Genomic DNA, 20,767 nt, shown 5'->3' with positions numbered 1-20,767 from the left:
GGTGACCGCCGTCACAGACCACGACCAGGACCACACCGAGCAGGCGTACGACGCCGGTGACTCGGACCGCGGGAACGAGCGTCCTGAGAACGTCACCTCCGAAGCGGAGGCCGGAGACGGTGACGGCAGCGAACCGGCCGAGCAGCGATGCCGGACCGAGGAGGCCGTGGAGTTCGACGCGCGGGACGAGCCGGAGCCCGGGAAGACCGCGCTGTCCGGCGAAGGGCGCGCAGATGAACGCCACGCGCGCGTGCGGGACGCGGACGAGGAACGGCAGGCGCGCGTGCGGGACGCGGACGAGGAACGGCAGGCGCGCGTGAAGGACGGGGGGGATGAACGGCAGGCGCGCGTGAAGGACGAGGGGGATGAACGGTACGTCCGCCTGAAGGATGAGGGTGATGAACGGCACGCGCGCGGGAAGGACGACGCCCCCTCCTGCCGTGGCGATTCGGGCGACGCCTCCGGTCCTACCGATGCCGCGGACGCCTGGGACGACGGTCTGATCGCACGGAGGGTCACCGAGGAGACCACGGCTCAATCGGCCCTGCTGGAAACCAGGATCCCCAGCGCCCAGCCGCCGGTGACCGCGCTGGCGTACGACGGGCCGCTGCGGTCGCGGCTCGACGCCCTGCACGAACTGGTCGGGCTCTCCCGGGCCCGGCTCGACAGCCGGACCCTCGCCGAGGCCGGCCGGGTCCTCGACGAGGCGACCGCGCGGCGCCGGCTGTCCGGGCAGCACACCGTCGTAGCCATCGCGGGCGCGACCGGCAGCGGCAAGTCCCAGCTGTTCAACGCGCTCGCCGGAGTGACCATTTCGGAGACGGGCGTACGACGGCCCACCACCGCCGCGCCCATCGTGTGCAGCTGGAGTGACGGCGCCTCCAGCCTCATCGACCGGCTCGGGATTCCGGGACGGCTGCGGCGGCGCCCGGTGCAGAGCGCCCAGGCGGAGGCACAGCTGCGGGGTCTCGTCCTGGTCGACCTGCCCGACCACGACTCGGCCGCCGTACAGCACCGCGAACAGGTCGACCGCGTCCTGGCGCTCGTCGACGCGGTGATCTGGGTCGTCGACCCCGAGAAGTACGCCGACGCGATCCTGCACGAGCGCTATCTGCGCCCCATGGCGGGTCACGCGGAGGTCATGTTCGTCGTCCTCAACCAGATCGACCGGCTGCCCGGCGAGGCCGCCGAACAGGTCCTCGACGACCTGCGGCGGCTGCTCGACGAGGACGGCATCGCGCTGGGCGAGTACGGCGAACCGGGCGCGACCGTACTCGCCCTGTCCGCGCTCACCGGGGACGGCGTCGGCGAACTCCGGGAAGCACTCGGGCAGTTCGTGGCCGAACGCGGGGCACCGGCCCGGCGGATCGCGGCCGATGTGGACGCCGCCGCGTGGCGGTTGCGGCCCGTCTACGCCAACGGGCGGCGCATCGGGCTCAGCGAGGAGGCGCGGGACGAGTTCGCAGCGCGGCTCGCCGACGCGGTGGGCGCCACGGCGGCGGGTGAGGCCGCCGAACGCGCGTGGCAGCGCAACGCCAACCGCGCCTGCGGGACGCCCTGGCTGCGGCTGTGGCGCTGGGCGCAGGACCGGCGCGAACCTCCCACGGGACGGTTGCCGTTGCGCGCCCAGGCGGACGAGGAGGCCACGGCGCGTCAGCGCGTCGAACACGCGGTACGCACGCTGGCCGACCGGGCCTCGACCGGACTGCCCGCGCCCTGGGCGCAGGCGGTGCGCGAGGCGGCCGTACGCGGCTCCCAGGGGCTGCCTGAGGCGCTGGACGAACTGGCGGCACGGGCCGGACTGCCACCGGGGCGGCCACCGCGGCCGGGCTGGTGGCCGGCGGCGGTGCTGGCGCAGGCGTCCATGACCATCTTGCAGGTCGTCGGCGGGCTGTGGCTGTTGGGGCAGATCATCGGGTTCATGGCGCCGAACCTCGGCGTGCCGGTGCTGCTGATGGTCGCCGGGATCGTCGGCGGCCCGCTCGTCGAGTGGGGCTGCCGGATCGCGGCGCGGGGGCCGGCCCGGCGGTACGGCGTGGAGGCCGAGCGGCGACTGCGGGAGACGGCGGCCGGGTGCGGGCGGGCGCGGGTGCTGGATCCGGTGGCGGCGGAGCTGCTGCGGTATCGGGAGGTGCGGGAGCAGTACGGGCGGGTTGTGGGGGTGAGGTGAGCGGGCCGAGGGGAGTGCGGTGTGCGTGCCGGGCAGACGGGTCCTGGCCGAGGGGAGTGCGGTGTGCGTCCGGGGAGACGGGTTCCTGGCCGAGGGCGACGTGGGCCGTGACCAGGTGACGATGTGGCCAGGTGGCCAGGTGACGACGTGACCGGGTGACGACGTGACCGGGTGACTTGGTCACTCGGTGGCCGCGTGGCTTGGTGATATCGGGGCGGGGTCCCTCGTTCGGGTGGCGGGGTTTTCCACAGGTGTGCGCGGGTCCACAGGGCCCGGCGGGCTCGGGCCGGCGGAGGCAGTCTGGATGCGCGATCGCGGCCGACGCGGTCGTGGCGAAGACGCAAGCAGCCGTACGGGCCGGGCTCGTACGCGTGTCAGCCCGGCGTGCGCGGCGGGCGAGGGAGGGTGTTCGAGATGAACGAGACGATCATCAGCGTGGTGGGCAACGTGGCGACGCAGCCGGTGTACCGCGAGCTCGCGACGGGACCGTCGGCGCGTTTCCGGATGGCGGTGACCTCACGCTACCTGGACCGCGAGAAGAACGTCTGGACGGACGGGCACACCAACTTCTTCACGGTGTGGGCCAACCGCCAACTCGCCACGAACACGGCGGCGTCACTCAACGTGGGCGACCCCGTCGTCGTGCAGGGCCGGCTGAAGGTGCGTACGGAAGTGCGCGAGGGGCAGCAGAGCTGGACCTCCGCGGACATCGACGCGGTGGCGATCGGCCACGACCTGGCCCGCGGCACGTCCGCGTTCCGGCGCACCAAGCAGGGAGAGGCGCTGACGCCCGGTACCGGTGCGCCGTCGCAGCCGGAGCCCAACTGGGAGACACCGGCCGCCGAGCCGGCCGCCCAACAGCAGCGTGAGCCCGTGGCGGTGACGTGACGTCACCTGCCGGCGGCGCCTGACCGAACTGCGGCTTATCGGCGAATGCACTCCGGACGACCCGGGTGGATTTGTCGATAAGCCCTGCTCGCAAGCCATCCCGGCGATAACGATTCCGAGTCGGATCACTGGTCCGACGGCCTCACCGGGAAGCGTGATGCGCCAGGTCCTTAGGATGCCGAACATAGCTCTCGGGGCTTCTGATTCTGCTGGTGGGACCGTAACCCCCCACGTCAACGGGTCCTGCTCGAAGGGGAATTCTGTGTTTGCTTCGTTCTCCGCGCGCTCGCCGCGCAGGCGAGGGGCGGCCCGCCTCGTCGCCGCGACATGGGTGTCCGGTCTGGTCGCCGTCGGCGTGCTCGCCGGTACCGGTACGGCGTCCGCCGACGAGGCGGCGCAGAAGCAGGGCGGGGCGACCGCGACCATAGGCGGCCTCAAGACGTACGGCGAGGCCGTCATACACGAGGAGACCGGGGACCTTACGGTGTCTGCGGGCCTGTTCGAGATGTCCGTCGAGGGCGGCGGGACGCTGCAGACGTACTGTGTCGACTTGCACAACCCCACCCAGCGTGACGCCAGATACCACGAGACCCCCTGGAGTGGCACCTCGCTCGGCGCCAACAAGGACGCCGGCAGGATCCGTTGGATCCTGCAGAACTCCTATCCGCAGGTCAACGACCTCGCGGCGCTTGCCGCCAAGGCGGGAGCGGGGAACGGACTGACCGAGCAGGACGCGGCGGCCGGCACCCAGGTGGCCATCTGGCGCTACTCGGACGGCGCGGACGTGGACGCCGTCGACCCGCAGGCCGAGAAGCTCGCGGACTATCTGGAGAAGAGCGCGCGGAACCTGGCGGAACCGGCGCCGTCGCTGACCCTCGACCCGCCCGCGGTCTCCGGTCACCCCGGTGAGCTGCTGGGCCCGGTCACGGTGCACACCAACGCCGCCACCGTGACGGTGACGCCGCCTGCGGACGCCGCCACCAGCAGGGTGCGGATCATCGGCAAGGACGGCAAGGACGTCACGTCGGCGGCCGACGGCAGCCAGTTGTTCTTCGAGGTGCCCGAGAACGCGGCGGCCGGCTCTGCCGACCTGAGCGTGCAGGCCTCCACGACCGTGCCGGTCGGCCGTGCCTTCGCCTCCGAGGGCCGCAGCCAGACGCAGGTCCTGGCCGGCTCCAGCGAGTCGACGGTCTCGGCGACGGCGAGCGCGACGTGGGCCGCGCAGGGCGCGATACCCGCCCTGTCCGCGGCGAAGAACTGCGCCGAGGGCGGCCTGGACATCACCGCGGCCAACCAGGGCGACGAGGCGTTCACCTTCGCACTGCTGGGCACCCGGCACACCATCCCGGCGGGCGTGACCAACACGGTGACGGTGCCCCTCCAGGAGGACCAGGCCTACGACTTCACGATCAAGGGCGCGGACGGCTCCGAGAGCCGCTTCGCCGGCGTCCTGGACTGCCGGACACAGGGCAGCGCGGCCGGCGACGCGACCCGGACCCTCAGCGAACCGAGCCCCGCGACGGTGGGCGGCACCGCCTCGGATGTCAACCTCGCCGACACCGGCGGGTCCACCGCCACTCCGGTGATCGTGGGCACGGCCATCGCCCTCGTCGTGGTCGGCGGCGCGGCACTGGTGCTCATCCGCGAGAAGGAGACGCCGACGCGGGACTGAGCGGCACGGACATCGGGGCACGGCGGCCACGCGGTGCCCCGGGGCGAGGACTCCTGGCCGACGAACTGGTCAGGAGCCTTCTCACCGTGCGGAGGCAGGGGGATCCGGCCCCACGGCGACTTGCGCCATGAGGGGTTGCAGGATCGACGGAGCGGACTCGTGCAGACAGCGGACTCGCGCAGACAAGCAGACAGCGGACTCGTGCGGACAAGCAGACAGCGGACTCGTGCAGACAAAGGGGCCGGGAAGGCGGCCGGGGCAGATCAAGCAAGAGGCGTTTTCGATGGGGCCGAATCGCTCTTGGCTTCACGGGGCTCCGGAGACATGGGGACAGCGCGCTGCCGGTGGCGGGACGTGCTCTGGCGCGGTGGTCGGGTCAGAGTGATCTGCCGGACCAGTTGCTGGAAGCAGGCCAGGGACGCGACGGCCGGTAAGGCCGCTGCGGCGATGCCGGTGAAGGTCCTGTCGGCCTGCGCCACACAGAGCATGGTCGCGACGGAGGAGAACAGCAGGACGACGAACCACGAGTGCACCGCCCGACGTTGGTGCAGGGCAGTGCGCAGGATGGAGAGCGAGGACACCATCCAGGGGCCGTAGACCAGCAGAGGCCACCAGCCGGCCGTGCCGTTCTGCGCGCCGGGCGCGATACGCCGCAAAGGCTCGTAGGCCGCCATGCCGCCGAAGACGCTCACCATCGCCACGATGACCGCGGCGAACGCGACGAGCACGAAACTGACAGTCTGCAACCACGTGAAACGGAGTTTGCGGACTCGCACCTTCCGGTGTCCGGCGGCAGGACGTCGGATGGGCGGCAACTCGGCCGTGATCTCGACCAGGTTGTCCATCGGGTCGCCGGCGACGGCGGCGCCGGCGCCGGAGGTCGGCTCACCGCGAGGCGGCGGCACGTGAGCCTCCGGCTCCGCCGCCACGGCATCCTGCAGGAGGTAGGTGAGTTCCTCCACCGGGTCCCAGCCCTGGTCCAGGGGGCCAGGGTGCAGGGCGTCGACGGAGCCCCTGTGCCGACCGGTGGCCGACCCGGCGGAATACGCACCGGGATACCGTTCACGTCGGGTGAAGGAGAGATCCGGGTATTCGTCATTCACGGAAATCGGCCTCCGTCACCTGCGGGCGGAGTGATAGCCGGAGCGTCCCTGGTCGTTCCACCGCCGGCTGAGTTCCGCCTGGGCCGCGTCCAGCAGCGTCAGGAACTCACCGAGCAGCGACTCGGTGGCCCACAGTTCGACCGGCGCACCCTCTCCGTGCAGGGTGCCGCGGGCATCGGGCGATGAGTACGCCGCGGCAGGGGTGTAGGTGTACCGCCCCACTGCCACGGAACGGGACACGGGCAGATCCTCCGCCGACGCTCCGGAGCCGAGAGAGTCAAGGAACCTTACGTTCGTCATATCCCGCTAACGCTGCTCCCCTCCTCCGGATGCGCGGCAAATGAGTGAGCGTAATGCGGCCGATACGTTGACGGAGGCGTTTGTCATTAAGAATTCTCCGCGCTCCGCTCAACAGGTGGAAAGCCAAGTGGTTTGTCTTTTGAATTGTTCTCGGACAGGACGGTGTGCCGCTGACGGCTCCTCGTGCTGCTCCGTCGTCGGGAGAGGATCCGGCGACGTGGCGGGGGGCGGGGGAGGCGGCGCGAGCGTCCCGGTGGTGGGCGGCGTGGATGCGGTTCCGCCGGCCGGCCCTCCCAGGCGGGGCGATGACGACTGAACGTGACAACGCAACTACCGATCCGAACCGGCGAAGCCTCAGGTCACAGCCCCTCGGCCATACGGGTTTCCCCCCAGGGGTGGCGGTGCGGCAAGATGGGGTGTATCTGCCCACTCCAGATTTCAAGCTGCCGGACGGTTTCTCTTGGCTGAGTTCATTTACACCATGCGCAAGGCGCGCAAGGCGCACGGCGACAAGGTGATTCTCGACGACGTCACCCTGAGCTTCCTCCCGGGTGCCAAGATCGGCGTCGTCGGCCCGAACGGCGCCGGTAAGTCCACCGTCCTCAAGATCATGGCCGGGCTGGAGCAGCCGTCCAACGGTGACGCCTTCCTCTCTCCCGGCTACACCGTCGGCATCCTGCTGCAGGAGCCGCCGCTGAGCGAGGACAAGACCGTCCTGGAGAACGTCCAGGAGGGTGTCGCCGAGATCAAGGGCAAGCTCGACCGGTTCAACGAGATCGCCGAGCTGATGGCCACCGACTACTCGGACGCGCTCCTGGAGGAGATGGGCAAGCTCCAGGAGGAGCTCGACCACGCCGAGGCGTGGGACCTGGACGCCCAGCTGGAGCAGGCCATGGACGCGCTGGGCTGCCCGCCCGGCGACTGGCCCGTCACCACCCTCTCCGGCGGTGAGCGCCGCCGCGTCGCGCTGTGCAAGCTCCTCCTCGAGCAGCCCGACCTGCTGCTCCTCGACGAGCCCACCAACCACCTCGACGCCGAGTCCGTGAACTGGCTGGAGCAGCACCTCGCCAAGTACCCGGGCACCGTCGTCGCCGTCACCCACGACCGGTACTTCCTCGACAACGTCGCCGGATGGATCTGCGAGGTCGACCGCGGCCGTCTGCACGGCTACGAGGGCAACTACTCCAAGTACCTGGAGACCAAGCAGACCCGTCTCAAGGTCGAGGGGCAGAAGGACGCCAAGCGCGCCAAGCGCCTCAAGGAGGAGCTCGAGTGGGTGCGCTCCAACGCCAAGGGGCGGCAGGCAAAGTCCAAGGCGCGGCTGGCCCGCTACGAGGAGATGGCCGCCGAGGCCGACAAGATGCGGAAGCTGGACTTCGAGGAGATCCAGATCCCGCCGGGGCCGCGGCTCGGCAGCGTCGTCGTCGAGGTCAACAAGCTCAGCAAGGCCTTCGGGGACAAGGTCCTCATCGACGACCTCTCCTTCACGCTGCCGCGTAACGGGATCGTCGGGGTCATCGGGCCCAATGGCGCCGGCAAGACCACGCTCTTCAAGATGATCCAGGGCTTCGAGGAGCCCGACTCCGGCAGCATCAAGGTCGGCGAGACCGTCAAGATCTCCTACGTCGACCAGAGCCGCGAGAACATCGACCCGAAGAAGACGCTGTGGGCCGTCGTCTCCGACGAGCTCGACTACATCAACGTGGGGCAGGTGGAGATGCCCTCGCGTGCCTACGTCTCCGCCTTCGGGTTCAAGGGCCCCGACCAGCAGAAGCCGGCCGGCGTGCTCTCCGGCGGTGAGCGCAACCGCCTCAACCTGGCGCTCACCCTCAAGCAGGGCGGCAACCTGCTGCTCCTCGACGAGCCGACGAACGACCTGGACGTCGAGACCCTGTCGAGCCTGGAGAACGCGCTGCTCGAGTTCCCCGGCTGCGCCGTGGTCGTCTCCCACGACCGGTGGTTCCTGGACCGGGTCGCCACGCACATCCTCGCCTACGAGGGCGAGTCCAAGTGGTTCTGGTTCGAGGGCAACTTCGAGTCGTACGAGAAGAACAAGGTCGAGCGGCTCGGTCCCGACGCCGCGCGTCCGCACCGCGCCACCTACAAGAAGCTGACCCGGGGCTGATCGATCTTGCGGCACATCTACCGCTGCCCGCTGCGCTGGGCGGACATGGACGCGTACGGCCACGTCAACAACGTGGTCTTCCTCCGCTACCTGGAGGAAGCCCGTATCGACTTCCTGTTCCGCCCGGACAAGGACTTCCAGCAGGGGTCCGTGGTGGCGCGCCATGAGATCGACTACAAGCGGCAGCTCGTCCACCGGCACGCGCCCGTGGACATCGAACTGTGGATCACACAGATCAGGGCGGCCTCCTTCACCATCGCCTACGAGGTCAAGGACCCGGACCAGGTCTACGTCCAGGCCTCCACGGTGATCGTGCCGTTCGACTTCGAGGCACAGCGGCCGCGCCGGATCACCCCGGCGGAACGCGAGTTCCTGGAGGAGTACCGGGACGACGACGAGGAGGAGGCCGTCGCCGCATGACGGTGCTCCACCTCGCCGACGAGGGAGAGGCGGCGGATCTCGCGGCCTTCCTCTCCCGGCTGCTCCACTACGACCGTTCGGCCGCGGTGCGTCTGCAGGCGGCCGGCACCGCGCTGGCCGTCTTCGGGCGGCCGGCGTCCTTCGAGGTGCTGGCGATCCGGGCGGTACGACTCGCCAAGCCGTACGAGAACGGGCTCGACGTCACGCTGGACGTGACCGTGTCCGCGGGGGAACTGCTGGAGTCCGTCGACGAGCCGGCGGCCACGGCGGTGGTCCCGGCCGCGGTCACCGGTCCGCCGTGGGCCGGGGTGCTGCCGCCGCGGGGCGGCTGGCGGCCGGAGTCCGGGCTGCCGGAGCCGGACGCTCTGCGGGCGATGGTCGCGGCGGGCATCGGCGAATTCCGGTCCCGTACCGAGGAGTTGGCGGCCGAGCGGCGGACCCGGAGCGAGTTCGACCGGATCGGGCGGGAGATCTGGTCCCGCACGGTCGGGGAGACCGGGCTGCCGGTCCGGGCCGTGCACGCCGCACGGTCGCTGGGGTTCCTGCGGGCGGCGGTGGGGGCGGGGGATCTGGCGCTGTTCTCGTCGGGCGCGTGGCTGAGATTGCGTACGCCCTACGGCTCGATCGCCGTACGCAGGGCGGGGCTTGGGGCACTGGGCGTCACCGTGCGGTGATCACGTGCGTTACGCGGTCACCGTCCCCGGGCGAGGTGGCCGGCGGGGACGGACCACGGGGAAGCGGTCGCGGACCGGGCCTGACCGGACGGTGATCGGATTCCAGCGGCGGGCACCGGAATCCGGGACTCGACCGGCAGGACTAGTCAGGTGTGTTCACCATCGACGCCGCGGCATACGTCAGGTACTTCCACAGCGTCTCCTCGTGCTCCTCGGACAGGCCGAGGGAGTCGACGGCGTCCCGCATGTGCTTCAGCCAGGCGTCGTGCGCCTCGCGGTTCACGGCGAAGGGGGCGTGGCGCATGCGCAGCCGCGGGTGGCCGCGGTTGTCGCTGTACGTCGTCGGGCCGCCCCAGTACTGGATCAGGAAGAGCGTGAGGCGCTCCTCGGCCGGGCCCAGGTCCTCCTCGGGATACATCGGCCGCAGGCTCGGGTCCTCGGCGACTCCCTGGTAGAAACGGTGGACGAGGCGGCGGAAGGTCTCCTCCCCGCCGACCTGCTCGTAGAAGGTCTGCGTCTCAAGCGTGCCGCGCCGGATCTCTTTCACGCCCTCCATGCTCTCAGACCGCGGGACCCAGGACTCAAGCCCTAGGACTTACGCGCGCACCGGGGAGCGTGGACGGGACCGTTCGCTTCTCGGCGGCTCGCGCAGCACAGTGGACGTATGGGTGCGCACGTTCTCGACAAGGACCTGGACGACCTCGCCGCCTCGGCGCGGGCGGCGCTGGTGCGGGAGATCGACGCGAGCGGGGCCTGGGCCGCCGACCCGGTGTGGCGGGAGGCGTTCGAGGCGGTGCCGCGGCATCTGTTCGTGCCGTACTACTACGTCGGCGTCGTCGGCGGCTACGAACGCCGATGGGGTGAGAGCCCTGACGCACGCACCCGCGAGCGCTGGCTGCGCGGGGCGTACGCCGACACCCCGCTGGCCACCCGGCTGCGCGACGGCGAACTGGTCTCCTCCAGCAGCCAGCCCTCGCTGATGGCGATGATGCTGGCCGAACTGCGGGTGACGGACGGCGACCGAGTGCTGGAGATCGGCGCGGGCACCGGCTACAACGCGGCCCTGCTCGCGCACCGTCTCGGCGACGACGACCTCGTCACCACCGTCGACCTGGAACCGGAGATCACCGAGGCGGCCCGGCAGCATCTGGCCGCCGCCGGATACCACCCGGTCGTCGTCACCGCCGACGGAGCGCGCGGGGTGCCCGAACGCGCCCCCTTCGACCGGGTCATAGCGACCTGCGCCCTGCCGTCGATCCCGCGCGCCTGGCTCGCCCAGTGCCGCCCCGGCGCCCGGATCCTGACCCCGCTCGGCACCGGTCTTGTGGCTCTCACCGTGCGCGACGCCGGGCACGCCGAGGGACGGTTCCTGCACACGCCCGCCTACTTCGTACCGCTGCGCGGCGGCGGACCCGAGCCGGAGCCGGCCCCGCTGGGCGGGCTGCCGCGCCGGGCCCGGGACGACGAACTGTTCCGGTTCCTGCTCGCCCTGACTCGCGGCAGCCTCGATCCGCAGGCGGCGTACCTGCTGTGGGAGCGCGAGGGGCAGCCGCAGCGCGAGCGGTACGGCATCACGGTCCGCGGCGAGCGCGAGTGGGCCTGGCTGGACGACCCGGACGGGCCGTACACCTGGCCCCTCCCGGCCTGATCCGAACGACGGCCTTGGCCCCGCCGGGGCGTGACGGCAGCCTTGGCCCCGCCGGGGCGTGACGAAAGCCTTGGCCCCGCCGGATCGTTGACGGCAGCCTCAGCCCCGTCGGATCGTGATCGTCGTCCACGCGCCCACGTGCACCCGGTCCCCGTCCTGCAGTGGCACCGGCACGAACGGCTGGATCGGCTCCTCGCCGCCGTTGACCGTCGTACCGTTCGTCGAGTTCTGGTCGACGACCGCCCAGGAACCGTCCGGCTGCTGCACCAGCACCGCGTGCTGGTGCGAGACGCCCGGGTCCTCCGGCGGCACCGACAGGTCGATGTCGGGGGTGTCTCCGGTGGAGTGGCGACGGCGGCCGATGGTGACCTGGTTGCCGGAGAGCGCGCGCTGCTGCTCGGGCGAGTACGCGGGCAGGTTGAGGCCGGCGGCCTCGGGGCCGGAGCGCTGCATCATCGCCATGAAGTAGTCGCGGTCCGGGCCGATGGTCGCCGTCCACGTCATCGGCTGCTGCGGGTAGCCGGGGCCGGGAGGCGCCTGCGTCGTGCCGGGCTGCGGGTAGCCGTAGCCGCCGCCGGGACTCTGGCCGGGGCCTCCGGGGCCGCCGGACGGCGGTGAGATCATCCAGTCGTCGTTGCCGCCGCCGAAGGACTGACCGCCCTGCTGCTGATGGAACGCCTGGGGCGCCTGGGGCCTCTGAGGACCGCCACCGGGCCCGCCAGGGCCGCCGTGCGGGGTCGGCCCGGGCGGCGGTGGAACCGGCCGCGACGGATCGGCGCCGAAGGGCCCGGGCGCACCCGGACCACCGGGGCCGCCGAAGCCCTGCCGGCCGCCGGGGCCACCAGGACCAGGACCGGGAGGACCGCCGTAACCACCCTGCCCACCGGGACCGCCCTGACCGGAGGGATCGCCGTAACCACCCTGGCCACCGGAACCGCCGGGACCGGAGGGATCGCCGTAACCACCCTGGCCACCGGGACCGGACGGACCGCCGTAACCACCCTGACCACCCTGCCCACCGGGACCGCCAGGACCTCCCTGGCCGCCCGGTCCGCCCGGACCCGGTCCCTGCTGGCCGCCGAACGGCGGGTTCGGCGGGATCGGTTCCGCGGGGCGGTTCACCTGGGAGGGACGGGAGCTCTGGTAGTCGTACCCGTCACCGCCGCCGTACGACGGACCCGGCTGCTGCTGGAAGCGGGCGGCCGGGTTGGGGCCGGGCGCCGGCGGGGCGGCCGGGGTGTACGAGGTCGCCGTGTTCGTCAGGAAGTTCCACCGGCACTCCTCGCAGAACGGCGCACCGCCCTCACGGGGCGTGCGGCACTGCGGGCAGAGCTCCGGCTCGGGGTCCGGGACCGCGGACAGGTGCGGCGGGCGACCCCCGGGCTGGCCGGGATGACCGGGCTGGGTGCCCTGGGGCGGCGGGAAGCCGTAACCGCCACCGGGCGGCGGGGGCGGAGGGGGCGGGGGCACGGCACCGGCCATGCGGTGACCGCAGACCTCGCACCAGTCGTCGGAACCCGACTGGTGTCCGTTCGGGCAGGTCGGCATGTCGGCGCTTCCCCCTCTCCTTTTCCGGCCGTTGTGACCGGGTGTCTCCAACCCCGAGGGGCCGGGCTCGCAACTCGTTCAGTTCACTTCTTTACACGAACAGTCTTGGTCGACCGGGTTTCGAGAGTCATCTCGTCGGCGTCCTCGACCTTCGCCTTCAGTCGCACAGTACCTGTCGCGGCATCGACCACGTCCACCACCTTCGCAAGCAGTTTCGCAGTATCCGCGTTTCCGGAGGCGCTGGCGAGCTGAACGGCCCGGCCCAGTTTGGCCGTTGCTCCATCCATATCGCCCGCTTTACGTAGATCCAGCCCTTGTTGGATAGCCTGTGCCAGTTCGGCCTGGCCGGTGTAGTGGGCGACTTGGGGGTTGATCGACGTCGAGGCGACCATGTCGTCGGTCCACACCGCCTTGATCAGACCCTGCGCGCCGAGGTTCTGGACCCCCCCGTCGGGCTGTGGGACCACCAGGGAGACCCGGGCGGCGAGCATCTCCTGGCCGATGTGGGCGGCCGGAACCTCGACGCAGACGTGGTAGTCACGGGACTCGTCTCCCCAGGACCCGGTGGGGTAGTCGCCGGCGCGCGGCCCGGCTTCCGTACGACGGTCGGTGAGTTCCTCGACGGTCGGAGCGACCTGCTTGACGAACTTCACGGTGGTGCCGACCGGGGTCCAGAGCCTGAGGGTGACGTCCGCGACCTCCTTGCCCATGGCCGTCTCCATCATGTGCGTGAAGTCGGCGGCGAGGGCGGCCGGGTCGCTGACGATGTCGGCGGTGCCGAGCAGCGCGGAGGCGATGCCTGTGACTTCTTTCACTTCCCAGTCGGTGCCCACTCCGCGCGCGTCACAGGTGAAGCGGCCGGCGCAGGCGTCCAGGGAGGCCTTCAGGTCCTGAGGCGACTCGTGTTCGTTGCGGCCGTCGGTGAGCACGATGCCGTGCCGGATGGCGACGTCCGCGGAGGACAGCAGCCGGTCGGCGAGGCGCAGCCAGGTGCCGATGGCGGTGCCGCCGCCCGCGCTGAGCTTGCGCAGGGCCTGCTTGGCCTGGTCGCGGGTGGAGGCGTCGGCTACCGCGAGGCGGCCGCTTCCGGGGTACACCTCCTTGGCCACGTGGGTGCCGTCGATCACCGCGAAGTGCACTCCGTCGCGCAGGGTGTCGATCGCGGCGGCGGTGGCTTCCCGGGCGTTGCGCATCTTGGTCGGCGGGTAGTCCATCGAGCCCGAGCAGTCGACCATGATCGCCACGGCGGCGGACGGGCCCTGTCCCGGTGCGTAGAGGTGGGGCGCCGCGACCGAGCTGCCGACGGTGCCGCCGCCGGTGGCGGTCACCGTGACGATGGCGTTGACCTCGCGGCCACCCTCGGGCAGGTACTCGTTCTGGTACACGTCCATCGAGAACTGCGGCACGTTCGACTTCGAGAAATTGGCCATACCTGCTCAAATCCCCCTCATGCTGCCCACCGAAGCGGGCGATGACTGTGGACGGACCGGTCCCCTCCGGTCCGTCGAGACTTCCCCGTGTGCGACCCTCAGGCCGATCCTGCCCCCTGAGGCGGGGCCGGGAACGGCAGGACGGCCACTGTTACGTTGTCGTGGCCCCCGCCGTCGAGGGCGTGACCCACCAGGACACGGGCGCTGTGCAGGGGGCGCACGGCGGCGTCCAGCGGCAGGATCTCGGCCATCTCCTCGGCCGCCTCCGCGTAGTTCCACAGCCCGTCCGTGCACACCACCACCACACCGGGCCGGTCCGGCTTGAAGGACGCGGTGTGCGGCTCCAGTTCGTAGGCGTCCGCGCCGAGCCAGCCGGTGATCGCGTGGGCGCGCTCGTCGGCGTACGCCTCCGCCTCGTTCATCAGGCCCGCGGCGACCATCTGCGCCGCCCAGGAGTCGTCCTCGGTGAGCCGGGCCGGGGGAGCGCCGCGGTCCACCGGGACCCAGTAGGCGCGGCTGTCGCCGACCCAGCCGACGACCAGCAGGCCGGAGGTGACGACCGCGCCGACGAGGGTGCAGGCGGGCGCGTTCTGGTGCGGGGCGTGCTCGCGGGCGGTGGCGGGTTCGTCGGCCAGCGAGTTGACCGCGCGGGAGGCGGCGACGATCGCGTCGTGCATGGCCTGCTGCGGGTGGGTGCCCAGCGGCAGGGCGGCCAGCAGGGTCTCGCTCGCGGCCCGGGACGCGGCCAGGGAGGCGTCGTCGGGGCGGGTCGCGGAGGACACGCCGTCGCAGACGATCGCCAGCACCGCGGACGAGCCGTCGGGCAGCGCGGCGCAGCCGAGGCCGAAGGCGTCCTCGTTGCGGTGATGGCGCAGCCCGCGGTCGCTGACGGCGGCGACCGGGCCGGCGTCCTGCTCCATGTGATCGCGCTCGCGCGGCTGGGCGTGCCCGCAGTTCTCGCAGTAGCCGTCGCTGTCCACCCGGCCCGCCCGGCAGGCCACGCACACCTGGGTGCCCTCGGCCGGGGTAGGAGTGCCGGGGGTCATGCGCGGGTCCGGCGCCTGGAGCGGGTACTCGTCGGGCTCCGGCGCGCGGTCGAAGCGGACGCCGGTGGCCGGGGGGACCGGGGAACCGGTGAGCGGCGGCTGTGGTGCGCCCGGGTGCGGCGGCTGCGCCGGCATCGGCGGCAGCGCGTTGCCGCCCGGGTCGGTGCCGGACCGGTCCGCCGGCGGGTGCGCCGGTCGGGCGGCGGCGCCCGGTTCGGGGACCACCGGCCAGGGCACACCGCCGGCGCCGTCCGGCGGGGGCGGCGCGCTGCCGTTCATCGCGATGGTCGGGTTGTCGTCCGGCCGTGCGGGCACGGCGGACAGGTCGTATCCGCACGCACCGCAGAAACGGTCACCCGACTCGAGCGGTTCCTCGCAGCTCGGACACCTGGACAGGGCGGTCTGCTGGGGCATCTGCGACATCAACTACACCCATGTCCGGGGGCGGTAACGGTTGGCACGTTCCACCAGGTCGATCCTCTCCTCGCCGCCCGACGCCAGCCGGGCCAGCGTGCGGTACGAACGTTCCAGGCCGAAGCGCAGGCCCCGCTCGTCCAGGCCACTGCCGAGCAGTACCCGTCCCCCGGCGGCGGGGGACGGGACGGAACCCTGGCCACCGGAGAGTATCCAGTCCAGCGCACAGCCGAGGACTTCCGCCGACAACTGCTCACGCCTGGCCGGATCCAGACCGTACGCCTCCAGGGCCTCGACCTGACCGGCGGCCGCGGTCAGATCGTCCAGGAAGGGTACGTCGGAAGCGACCGCGACGCGCTGTCGAAGCCTTGCCCGTACGGCGGCCACCCGGGCGGCCGTGTAGTGGATGGACGACTCCGGAACCGACTCCAGCGTGCGTACGGCGCCACGGCGGTCCCCGGCCGCGAGCTGGACGCGGGCCAGGCCGAAGGCGGCGCTCACATAGCTCGGGTCGGTCGACCAGACCAGGCGGTAGTACTCGGCGGCGTTGTCCAGCTGGCCGAGCATCTCCGCGCACAGGCCCAGGGCCAGCTTGGGGGCCATCTCGCCGGGGAAGGCGTCGTAGATCGCGTCGAAGGCGAGCGCGGCCGCCTCCTCGTCGCCGGTCACCAGGGCGGCCACGCCCCGGTACCAGACGACCCGCCAGTCGTCGGGCCGTTCCTCCTCCAGCCGGAGCAGGACCTCGTGCGCGGTGTGGGTGTCGCCGCTCTCCAGCCAGGCGCGGATCTGCCGGAGCCGGGTCTCGGTGGACGGGGCCGGTGCGGCGGCGAGCGCGCCGAGCAGTTCGGCCGCGGCGGTGGTCATCAGGCCCGCCAGGAAACCGGCGTTCGGATCGGCGGCGTCCACGTGCGGTACGGGCAACGCGAGGGCCGCGGCGGGGGAGTTGACGGGCTTGACCAGGCCGGGAACGCCCGCGGCCGCACCGCCCGGCCCGGCGGCACCCCCGAAGCCCTGGGAGCCCTGGGAGCCCGCGGAAAGGGGAGCGGCGGGACGGGCAGGCGTACGCAGCGGTGGAGGCGGCGCCAGGGGGCCGACCGGCGAGCCGGCGGCGCCCTTGCGGCCTCGGCGCCCCACCGGTGCGGTCCGCGCCCCGAGCCGGGACACCTCACCGTCCAGCTTCGGGAACAACTCCGTGTCCACGACGCGGACTTCGGGGCCGAAAAGGGTGGAGAGCGCGGGCCGGGCCCGGCCGGTCTGCAGCGACACGACCTCCCGGAGCACGCCCGTCAGCTGTTCCGCCATCTCCTGGGCGGAGGCGAAGCGGCGGGCCGGGTCGGGGTCGGTGGCGCGGACCAGGAGGCGGTAGAAGGACTCGTACTGGCGGAAGACCTCGATGTTGTCGGGGTCGGGCAGGGAGTCCACGAAGACGTTCGTGTATCCCTGGAAGTCGAAGGTGAGGACGGCGAGGGTACGCGCGACCGTGTACAGGTCGGACGCCACCGAGGGGCCGACCTCGGCGACCTCCGGGGCCTGGTAGCCGACCGTGCCGTAGATGGCCGACTCGTCGTCGTCCATCCTGCGCACCGCGCCCATGTCGATCAGCTTGAGCTGGTCCTCGCTCTGGATGGCGTTGTCGACCTTGAAGTCGCAGTACAGCAGGTTGCGGCTGTGCAGATGGCCGAGCGCCTCCAGCGCCTCGATGCCGTACGCGCACGCCTGTTCCACCGGCAGCGGGTCGCGCTTGCCCTCGGGGGTGCGGCGGGAGTTGGCGATCTCCTTGAGGGACTTTCCGCCGACGTACTCCATGACGATGTACCCGTCCAGCGAACCCGTGCGCTGGTCGAGGTGTTCGACGAAGTTGTAGATCCGCACGATGTTGGAGTGCTCGATCTCGGCGAGGAAGCGCCGCTCGGAGATCGCCGCCGCCATCGCGTCCTGGTCGCCGGTGTCGAGGAGGCCCTTGAGAACCACCCAGCGGCTGGAGACCGCGCGGTCCACGGCGAGGTAGACCCAGCCGAGTCCGCCGTGCGCCAGACAGCCCACGACCTCGTACTGGCCGTGCACCACGTCGAAGGGCTTCAGCTTCGGGACGAAGGAGTACGGGTGGCCGCACTTGGTGCAGAAGCCCTCGGTGCGCCCGGGCCTCTCACCCCGCGCGCGGCCCACCGGCGCCCCGCAGTCGGAGCGTGAGCAGAACCGCTTGCGCTCGGGCACCTCGGGGTTGTCGAGGACCATCGCGCCCGGGTCGGGCCGGGGCACCCCCGGCACCTCGACCAGCCCCACGCCGAGCCGGCCCCGGCTGGACGAGGCGGCACCGGAGCCGGAGCTGCGCACCGACACCGAGGGGCCCGAGACCTTGCCCGACAGGGACCGCGACAGCCGCCCTGACACCGAGCGCCGTGACTTGGACGAGTGCGAGGACGTACGCGTACTGCGGCTGCTGGAGCGGGAGCTGCTGCCGGACGAACCCCGCGAGCCGCGGCCGCCGGCGGTGATTCCGGTGGGCGGGGAGCCGACCGTGCCGGTCGACGAGACGACCGGGGCGAGACCGCAGGTGTCGCAGTACAGCTCGCCGCCGCCCACGTCCTCGTACGTCCCCTCGCAGCCGGGCCGCTGACAGGGCCGCTGGGCCTGGCTCTGCTCGGCCCGACTCGGCTCCGGCCGGCTCTCCTGCACCTGACTCCGCTGCCCCTGGCTCGGCACTGCCTCGTTCTGCGCCGGCCGGCTCTGCGCGGCCTGGTTCTGCTCCGCTCGGTTCTGCTCCGCTTGGTTCTGCTCCGCCTGGCTCTCGTTCGCCTGGCTCTCGCTCGCCTGGTTCTTCTCCGCCTGGCTCATGACGACTCCCCCCTACGGTCCTCGGGCCCGCCCTGCCCGGACACCCGCGGGGCGCCGAGCAGTTCGGCGACCGCCCGCTGGTAGCGCAGGACGGCCTGTTCGGCGACGCGCAGGTCGCAGGGCGCGCTCCACAGCATGCGGCGGGCCGCGTCGTACCGCTCGATGAGGAACGGGTCCTCCGCGAGGCCGTGCCGGGCGACCTTCGCCTTGTACGCGTCGAGGCGGCCGCGCAACTCCGCGCGGACCGCCAGGGGCGCGGTGACCGCGGTCAACGACTCGCGGGCGCGCAGCAGTTCGTCCTCCGCCCGCTGCTCCAGAGAGTCCAGGAGCGGGGACAGGCGGTGCCACTGGGCGTGTCTGCGGTAGTCGGCGGCCGTCGCCAGCTGCTCCTGCAGGGCGGTCGGCGGGCCGCTGACCACCGGCACCTCCGTGGCTGCGATCTTCGCGAGGACCTCGCCGCGCGCGCTGCGCGCCTCGGCGAGGGTGCGGTCCGCGCGGGAGAGCACGTCCCGCAGTTTCACCAGCCGGGCCTCGGCGTCCTGCCGGACGGTGAGCACGGCGTCGATCTCCCGGCGTACGTCCTCCAGGGCGCGCGCCTCACGGTCGTACACCGTGGTGTCCGGCTTGCCGCCGCCCGGGGCCGAACTGCCCGGCGCGGGCACCCAGTACGCCAGCGGGTCGGAGATCACCTGCTCGCGCAGTTGCGTCAGCGTCCGCGTGATGCGCTCCAGGTCGTCACCGGCCGGGTGTTCGCCGGGGCGCACGCCGACCGAGTGCGCGAGGCGCCGGGTGCGCTGGAGCTCGGCGGCCAGTAGATCGATCCGGGCGGGCAGCGCCGACCACACCGCGTCGGCGGCGACGACCATGTCGAGCGAGGTCGCGTACAGCTCGTTCATCCGGTCCACCAGGGTGACCAGGGAGAACCGTTCGCTCAGCTTGCTCGAACCGCCGTGCAGGGTGGGTGCGTTGGCGGTCGCGGTGGCAGAGCCGGCGACCGTGACGGACTCGCCGCGCAGCAGCTCGGTCAGCTCCACCAGGTCCTCGCGGCTGGACCAGCGGCGCCGGGAGCGGATCTCGCGGGCGGAGTGCAACGCGTCCGTGTACGCGTCGAAGTACGCCCACAGCAGGGTGATCGAGGCCTCCGCGGCCTGCCAGCGCTCCTTGGTGACGCCGGTGAGCTCGGCGCCTTCGAGGAGCCTGCGGCCCGCGTGGTCCTGCAGGGCGAGGAGCGAGGTCTCGATCGCCTCGTGCTCCGCGCCGAGCCGCGCCAGCGCACGGTCCACCTCGTCCCGGTCCATCACCGGCCCGGCGGGGTCCGTGACGCCCATCGATCACCTCTCGCTGCGTTGTGTGCCGTCAGTCGGTTCGTGTGAAGGGTCCGTGCCGGTCGGTTGCCGGTCGGTCCTGGTGATCCGTCAGCTCTTGCGGTCGTACTCCGGCGGTGAGGGCGGCTCCGACGTCGAGGAATCCTTGCCCAGTGTCGCCGAAAGCCACCTCTGGTACGACGCCTGCCAGCCGTTCGCCGTGTCCGCGCGGTAGTCCACGAGAACCTGGTTGACCCGGCGTACCAGATCGCCGGCGTCCTTCTTCATCGCCACGCCGTAGTACTCGGTGGTGAAGGGCTCGCCCTTCAGCTCGACCGTCGGGTCCTGCGCGGCCTGGCTCGCGGCCAGCGCGCCGTCGGTGACCACCGCGTCGACCTCGCCCAGCTGGAGCCTTACGAGACAGTCGAGTTGGTTGGGGACGGTGGTGCTGAGGTCGGCGGTGGAGACGAGTGTCCTCGCCTTACGGTCGTCGACCAGCTTGGTGTTGGCGGTGGAGCCCTTCGCCGTGCAGATCTTCTTCTTCGCGAGCGAGCCGTCGTAGCCCGTGATCGTCGAGGACTTGGGGGCGAGGACCTGCTGACCGGTCTTGAAGTAGGGGGCGGAGAAGGCGACGTCGCCGAGGCGGCTGCAGTTGATCGTCATCGTGCGCACCACCATGTCGACGCGGCCGCTCTTGATGGCCGTGATGCGCTGGTCCGTGGGGATGGCCTTGAACTGGACGGCGTTCTCGTCGCCGAGAATGTCCTTGGCGATCCGGTGGACCAGGTCGATGTCGAAGCCCTCCAGGTCGCCCTTGCCGCCGCTGTTGGGGTCGCGGTACCCCCAGCGGTAGCTGTTCTGGTCGACGCCGACGACCAGCTTGCGCCGCTCGGCCGGGCGGTTCTTGATCGCCTGGATGGTCTTGCCGTCCGCGCTCGACGGAGACAGGGTCTGCTTCTCCGGGGCCTTCTGCATCGCCGGTGTCGGACAGTTCTTGTCCGCACTGGCCTGGGTGGCCAGGGTGACGCCGCCACCGGCGGCGTCGGCGGTGCCGTCGCCGCGCGACTGGGTGAGCGGCAGCAGCAGCGCCCAGGCCAGCGCGAGGGCGCACACGGCGGCCATCGCTCCCACCCCGCCCCAGCCCTTCAGGCGGTCCCGCAGTCGTCGTCCGCGCATCGTCAGGCCCCCTT

At 71.8% G+C, this 20,767-nt stretch carries 16 protein-coding genes; 7 read left to right on the top strand and 9 right to left on the bottom strand.

The genetic code is table 11. The annotated features are described in order from the left end of the window. The first annotated feature begins 1 nt into the window (after position 1). The 3 genes from ACIBK3_RS23500 to ACIBK3_RS23490 all read left to right on the top strand — a co-directional run bounded on the left by ACIBK3_RS23500 (position 2) and on the right by ACIBK3_RS23490 (position 4,730). Positions 2–2,170 carry a GTP-binding protein gene (locus tag ACIBK3_RS23500; RefSeq protein WP_399368358.1) on the top strand — a complete coding sequence of 723 codons (2,169 nt, stop codon included), beginning with the start codon at positions 2–4 and terminating at the stop codon, positions 2,168–2,170. 414 nt (positions 2,171–2,584) lie between these two features. Beyond that, a complete protein-coding gene (locus ACIBK3_RS23495) occupies positions 2,585–3,058 on the top strand; it encodes a single-stranded DNA-binding protein (protein ID WP_399368356.1) in 474 nt (157 codons plus the stop codon). Positions 3,059–3,320: 262 nt separating this feature from the next. Then, on the top strand, positions 3,321–4,730 hold the full coding sequence (locus ACIBK3_RS23490; RefSeq protein ID WP_399368354.1) for a Cys-Gln thioester bond-forming surface protein: 1,410 nt from the start codon (positions 3,321–3,323) through the stop codon (positions 4,728–4,730). A 263-nt stretch (positions 4,731–4,993) separates the two neighbouring features. On the opposite strand, the gene ACIBK3_RS23485 is transcribed toward ACIBK3_RS23490, so the two are convergent. Continuing rightward, positions 4,994–5,833 (bottom strand): DUF2637 domain-containing protein, encoded by an 840-nt coding sequence (locus tag ACIBK3_RS23485; protein ID WP_399368352.1) that lies wholly within the window; start codon positions 5,831–5,833, stop codon positions 4,994–4,996. Between the two features lie 15 nt (positions 5,834–5,848). Then, positions 5,849–6,073, bottom strand: coding sequence for a hypothetical protein (locus ACIBK3_RS23480; RefSeq protein ID WP_399368351.1), 225 nt, complete (start codon positions 6,071–6,073; stop codon positions 5,849–5,851). Positions 6,074–6,593: 520 nt separating this feature from the next. Here ACIBK3_RS23480 and ettA point away from each other — a divergent pair. From ettA to ACIBK3_RS23465, 3 genes are read left to right on the top strand one after another with little or no spacing between them, the layout of a single operon-like run. Further along, positions 6,594–8,258 carry an energy-dependent translational throttle protein EttA gene (ettA, locus tag ACIBK3_RS23475; RefSeq protein WP_399368349.1) on the top strand — a complete coding sequence of 555 codons (1,665 nt, stop codon included), beginning with the start codon at positions 6,594–6,596 and terminating at the stop codon, positions 8,256–8,258. Positions 8,259–8,264: 6 nt separating this feature from the next. Continuing rightward, positions 8,265–8,678, top strand: a complete 414-nt coding sequence (locus ACIBK3_RS23470; RefSeq protein ID WP_399368347.1) for an acyl-CoA thioesterase — start codon at positions 8,265–8,267, stop codon at positions 8,676–8,678. Further along, positions 8,675–9,352 (top strand): hypothetical protein, encoded by a 678-nt coding sequence (locus ACIBK3_RS23465; RefSeq protein WP_399368345.1) that lies wholly within the window; start codon positions 8,675–8,677, stop codon positions 9,350–9,352. Before ACIBK3_RS23470 ends, ACIBK3_RS23465 begins: the two co-directional genes overlap by 4 nt. A 142-nt stretch (positions 9,353–9,494) precedes the next feature. On the opposite strand, the gene ACIBK3_RS23460 is transcribed toward ACIBK3_RS23465, so the two are convergent. Next, positions 9,495–9,908 (bottom strand): globin, encoded by a 414-nt coding sequence (locus ACIBK3_RS23460; RefSeq protein WP_399368343.1) that lies wholly within the window; start codon positions 9,906–9,908, stop codon positions 9,495–9,497. A 108-nt stretch (positions 9,909–10,016) separates the two neighbouring features. On the opposite strand from ACIBK3_RS23460, the gene ACIBK3_RS23455 reads away from it, so the two are divergent. Then, positions 10,017–11,000 carry a methyltransferase domain-containing protein gene (locus tag ACIBK3_RS23455; RefSeq protein WP_399368341.1) on the top strand — a complete coding sequence of 328 codons (984 nt, stop codon included), beginning with the start codon at positions 10,017–10,019 and terminating at the stop codon, positions 10,998–11,000. Positions 11,001–11,099: 99 nt separating this feature from the next. On the opposite strand, the gene ACIBK3_RS23450 is transcribed toward ACIBK3_RS23455, so the two are convergent. The 6 genes from ACIBK3_RS23450 to ACIBK3_RS23425 form a co-directional block, all read right to left on the bottom strand. Then, positions 11,100–12,548 carry an FHA domain-containing protein gene (locus tag ACIBK3_RS23450; RefSeq protein ID WP_399368339.1) on the bottom strand — a complete coding sequence of 483 codons (1,449 nt, stop codon included), beginning with the start codon at positions 12,546–12,548 and terminating at the stop codon, positions 11,100–11,102. Between the two features lie 83 nt (positions 12,549–12,631). Next, entirely contained in the window at positions 12,632–13,978 is a 1,347-nt protein-coding gene (locus tag ACIBK3_RS23445; protein ID WP_399368337.1) for a VWA domain-containing protein, read from the bottom strand. A gap of 98 nt (positions 13,979–14,076) precedes the next feature. After that, the gene (locus tag ACIBK3_RS23440; RefSeq protein WP_399368335.1) at positions 14,077–15,450 is read right to left on the bottom strand and encodes a PP2C family serine/threonine-protein phosphatase; all 1,374 of its coding nucleotides are present in this window, start codon (positions 15,448–15,450) and stop codon (positions 14,077–14,079) included. After that, entirely contained in the window at positions 15,451–18,273 is a 2,823-nt protein-coding gene (locus tag ACIBK3_RS23435; protein WP_399368333.1) for a tetratricopeptide repeat protein, read from the bottom strand. It lies immediately after the preceding gene. Continuing rightward, on the bottom strand, positions 18,270–19,601 hold the full coding sequence (locus ACIBK3_RS23430; protein WP_399368331.1) for a hypothetical protein: 1,332 nt from the start codon (positions 19,599–19,601) through the stop codon (positions 18,270–18,272). Before ACIBK3_RS23430 ends, ACIBK3_RS23435 begins: the two co-directional genes overlap by 4 nt. 87 nt (positions 19,602–19,688) lie before the next feature. Beyond that, positions 19,689–20,753, bottom strand: a complete 1,065-nt coding sequence (locus ACIBK3_RS23425) for a glutamate ABC transporter substrate-binding protein (RefSeq protein ID WP_399368329.1) — start codon at positions 20,751–20,753, stop codon at positions 19,689–19,691. Between the last annotated feature and the right edge of the window lie 14 nt (positions 20,754–20,767).

Origin of the sequence: Streptomyces sp. NPDC050287 (genome assembly GCF_044459385.1) — a bacterium.
Taxonomy (GTDB): Bacteria; Actinomycetota; Actinomycetes; order Streptomycetales; family Streptomycetaceae; genus Streptomyces.
Note: the sequence above shows the minus strand (reverse complement) of the source record. Positions and strands in the feature narration are given on the sequence as shown.

Bases quoted from the DNA above. Each gene is read 5' to 3' on its own strand.
- ACIBK3_RS23425 (WP_399368329.1), bottom strand. From the start codon at position 20,753: ATGCGCGGACGACGACTGCGGGACCGCCTGAAGGGCTGGGGCGGGGTG.
- ACIBK3_RS23495 (WP_399368356.1), top strand. From the start codon at position 2,585: ATGAACGAGACGATCATCAGCGTGGTGGGCAACGTGGCGACGCAGCCG.
- ACIBK3_RS23455 (WP_399368341.1), top strand. From the start codon at position 10,017: ATGGGTGCGCACGTTCTCGACAAGGACCTGGACGACCTCGCCGCCTCG.
- ACIBK3_RS23450 (WP_399368339.1), bottom strand. From the start codon at position 12,548: ATGCCGACCTGCCCGAACGGACACCAGTCGGGTTCCGACGACTGGTGC.
- ACIBK3_RS23430 (WP_399368331.1), bottom strand. From the start codon at position 19,601: ATGGGCGTCACGGACCCCGCCGGGCCGGTGATGGACCGGGACGAGGTG.
- ACIBK3_RS23460 (WP_399368343.1), bottom strand. From the start codon at position 9,908: ATGGAGGGCGTGAAAGAGATCCGGCGCGGCACGCTTGAGACGCAGACC.
- ACIBK3_RS23445 (WP_399368337.1), bottom strand. From the start codon at position 13,978: ATGGCCAATTTCTCGAAGTCGAACGTGCCGCAGTTCTCGATGGACGTG.
- ACIBK3_RS23435 (WP_399368333.1), bottom strand. From the start codon at position 18,273: ATGAGCCAGGCGGAGAAGAACCAGGCGAGCGAGAGCCAGGCGAACGAG.
- ACIBK3_RS23465 (WP_399368345.1), top strand. From the start codon at position 8,675: ATGACGGTGCTCCACCTCGCCGACGAGGGAGAGGCGGCGGATCTCGCG.